The following is a 3346-nucleotide window of genomic DNA, read 5'->3' on the forward strand; positions in this document are numbered from 1 at the left end:
AACCCTGTGACTTTAGTCATGGGAGGTTCAGATAAATACTCCGATAAGAATCCCAACACTTGCTAATTATTCTGTGAAATTTAGATATAATGGTATTAGTGCCCATGCAGCACAAGCTCCTTATAACGGAAGAAGTGCACTTGATGCAGTAGAACTTATGAACATAGGCTGTAATTATTTAAGAGAGCATATATTTGATAGCTGTAGAGTACATTATGTAACTACTAATGGTGGAAAAATGCCAAATATAGTTCCAGATTTTGCTGAAGTGTGGTATTACATAAGAGGAGTGAAAATGGAGCATGTGAGAGATGTATTTGATAGAATTGTTGATATAGCAAAAGGAGCAGCATTAATGACTGGTACTAGTATGGAATATAATATTATAAGTGGAGTGTATGACTATATTCCAAATACAATATTAACAGATATCCTATCACAAAACATGAGATTGGTAGGAGTACAAAATTATAATGAAGATGACTATTATTTTGCAGAGAAATTAGCTGAAACAGTGTCTATAGATAAAAGAATTAGTGTTTCTAGTGTATTAAGTGGAAATAAGGATATTACTAAGATGAATTTACATGATAAAATTACAGATGATACATTTACTCATAATAATTGTATATCATTATCATTAGATATTGGAGATATTAGTTACATAATGCCTACAGCACAAAGTTCTTGTTCAGTTTGGCCTATTGGTATTTCTGCTCATACATGGCAGTCTTGTGCCAGTGCAGGTTCTGACATGGGATTTAAAGCGATGTTATTAGCATCTAAGTCTATAGCATGTTCAATAAATGATGTAATGTTGGATGAATCTATTGTAAATAAATCAAAAAGGGAATTAGATGATACTATAGGTAGTTTTGAATATACTCCAATTATTTGAAAATTAATTTAATGTAAGTAAGATTGAATTGTATGAGTTTATATAAATCTATAATTTAATATTATTTTTAACTTTGTCTTCTAATTATTTTAAATCTAAGATACAATAATTAGAAGGTATTTTTAAAGTTTCCTATTTAAGGAAAATAATTTAATTTTATGCTCGATAAAAGGACTTATAATTTGTAAGCCCTTTTATTATATTTATTTTTGTTTGTAATTAATTTTATTTTTTAGGTATAGTTAGGTTATAGATTAACCTGAGAAATAACATTTAACCTATTATTAAAAACTTGTAAGAATAGGTTATAAATATTTTATTTTCGATGTTATTTATTATATCCATTTTATCGATGGATGAGGAATGGCTCTGCCTTCCTTAGTTACAGATATAGTAGGGAAACCAATTGCACAGGCATCAAATCCATATTCACCTGTTGGTACTCCTAAAATATCACAAAAATCTTTATTATCACTCAACCTTCCTATTACACTAACAAGTTCAAAACCTAATCCTAAAGCAGTTGATTTAAGCCACATATTCTGCATCACATGAGATAATGACTTTTGTTCTATAGGTGGTATTCCACGACGTTCTGCCACAATAATAAGATAAGGTGCTGTTCCTATACCAAGAACCCCTTTTTCAACTTGCATTTTTAAGGAAGTAATGAAGGATTGAAGAGTAATGTTGTTCTTTACCTTCTTCTCATTGACTGATATTTGAGTTTTAATAACATCAACAAGAATGGTTTTTATTTTATCTATTTGTAAACTGTTATTTGAAATAACAAAGAAATGTCTGAAATCCGTTTGTTTTGCTACTGCAAGTATTGCATAAGGTGCAAGTCTTCCAGTTTCAATTATTTCTTCAATCAGCTCTTTTGAAGGTACTTCTTTTGTAAAACTTCTTATGGATCTTCGAGTTCTTAACAGCATATCCAAAACTTCATTAACATTGTTTTTATCTAAATTGTTCATTTTTATCCTCCATTAATATTATTCTTAAGATGTTCTATAATGCATCCATATAAAGGCGAACTTTTCAGTCATATTAAACGTTTCCTTCAAATTAAGTCGCTATTTTTATGAACACACTGTTGATTAATAATCTATATGTATATTATAATATTTATATTGCATTATGCAATAAACAATAACATTTAAACTGTTAAGTAATAAACATTTACTATAAAATTGTTAATTAAAATTAAAAAAATTTATATGGAATGAGGAAATAATTCATGAAAAAAGTATCTATTGATAGAAGAACAATACGTACTAAAAAAATGATTAGGTCTGCATTAGCAGAGTTAATAGATGAGAAAGGATTTAACAATATATCAGTTACTGATTTAACTCAAAGGGCAGATATAAATAGAGGAACCTTCTATCTGCATTATGTTGATAAGTATGACTTGTTAGAGAAGATTGAAAATGAAATAATACAGGAAATTGAAGAGGAGACCAAACATCTTGATTCATCCAACATGATGGAGATAGATACCTCAAGTGAACCTCTTCCATTTATGGTAAAGCTTTTTGAATATTTTAGAAAAAATTCGGTAATTATTAAATCTATCTTGGGTCCCAAAGGTGACCCTACTTTTGAAAGAAAAATAAAAAAATTTATTGAAACCAATTTGTTTGAGAAACAAAAATTAAGAAATTTCAACATAGATAAGGCAATAATTTCAGAAGAATATTTTATACAATATATACTTTCAGCAGACTTAGGTGTAATTCAATATTGGCTTGAACAAAATATGAAAGAGTCCCCTGAAGAAATGGCACTGATACTTGCTAGAATGTCGTTACTCGGTCCGTTAAGAGCAGTAGGAATTCGTAAAGACTCATAAAAATAGTTTTATAGATATTAGGCTTTGAAAATATATGTTTAAAAACCATTTTTTACTACTACTGTTTATAAATTAGGGGAGGTATCTTAAAATATTAGTAAAAGAAGTGCTAAGTGAGTGTAATAACTATGAGATAAGAGGTTTAGTTGATATAAAACTTCAAAAGAATCAATTAGAAAAGTTAAAATGTTGCAATTAAATTTAAAGGAGTAATATATGAAAAATGAAAATATAAGTTATTTGGCGTTAGGATTATGTTTTGGTGTTGTTTTGGGTTCATTATTTAAAAACTTAGCTATTGGTTTATCCCTTGGGTTAGTTATTGGAGTAGTATTAGACAGTAAGAAAAATAAATAAAACTTTTATAGTAACATATAACAATTATACTATTTTTGTATAAAATCATTGGAAATCAACAATAGAAAATATTTGTTATTTAGAAACTAAAAATATAGTTTAAGCGAACTAAAAATATATTATATAATTATTATAACAAGACAAGGGAGAGTAGGGTTATGATAATAGGATATGAAAGGGTAAGTACAAGAAAAAAAGATAATGGGGCTGTCGCAGGAGCAAATTAAATTTGT

General features: G+C 28.0%; 4 protein-coding genes. 3 read left to right on the forward strand and 1 reads right to left on the reverse strand.

What is annotated here, in order from left to right; all coding sequences use genetic code 11:
* Positions 1-73: 73 nt before the first annotated feature.
* Positions 74-898, forward strand: a complete 825-nt coding sequence (locus KGF39_RS19150; RefSeq protein ID WP_227823534.1) for a peptidase dimerization domain-containing protein — start codon at positions 74-76, stop codon at positions 896-898.
* 335 nt (positions 899-1233) lie between these two features.
* Here the strand turns inward: KGF39_RS19150 and KGF39_RS19155 are convergent, their stop codons facing one another.
* Positions 1234-1836 (reverse strand): nitroreductase family protein, encoded by a 603-nt coding sequence (locus KGF39_RS19155; RefSeq protein ID WP_227823535.1) that lies wholly within the window; start codon positions 1834-1836, stop codon positions 1234-1236.
* Positions 1837-2141: 305 nt separating this feature from the next.
* Here KGF39_RS19155 and KGF39_RS19160 point away from each other — a divergent pair, with 305 nt between their 5' ends.
* Together KGF39_RS19160 and KGF39_RS19165 are read left to right on the forward strand one after the other, a co-directional pair.
* Positions 2142-2756, forward strand: a complete 615-nt coding sequence (locus tag KGF39_RS19160; protein WP_227823536.1) for a TetR/AcrR family transcriptional regulator C-terminal domain-containing protein — start codon at positions 2142-2144, stop codon at positions 2754-2756.
* Positions 2757-2972: 216 nt separating this feature from the next.
* A complete protein-coding gene (locus tag KGF39_RS19165) occupies positions 2973-3113 on the forward strand; it encodes a hypothetical protein (protein ID WP_227823537.1) in 141 nt (46 codons plus the stop codon).
* The last annotated feature ends 233 nt before the right edge of the window (positions 3114-3346 follow it).

It is taken from the genome of Clostridioides sp. ZZV14-6345 (genome assembly GCF_020657775.1).
Lineage (GTDB): Bacteria > Bacillota > Clostridia > Peptostreptococcales > Peptostreptococcaceae > Clostridioides > Clostridioides difficile_D.

What these genes read in the sequence shown, in the direction of transcription:
- KGF39_RS19155 (WP_227823535.1), bottom strand. Translation starts at nt 1,836, where the DNA reads ATGCTGTTAAGAACTCGAAGATCCATAAGAAGTTTTACAAAAGAAGTA.
- KGF39_RS19160 (WP_227823536.1), top strand. Translation starts at nt 2,142, where the DNA reads ATGAAAAAAGTATCTATTGATAGAAGAACAATACGTACTAAAAAAATG.
- KGF39_RS19165 (WP_227823537.1), top strand. Translation starts at nt 2,973, where the DNA reads ATGAAAAATGAAAATATAAGTTATTTGGCGTTAGGATTATGTTTTGGT.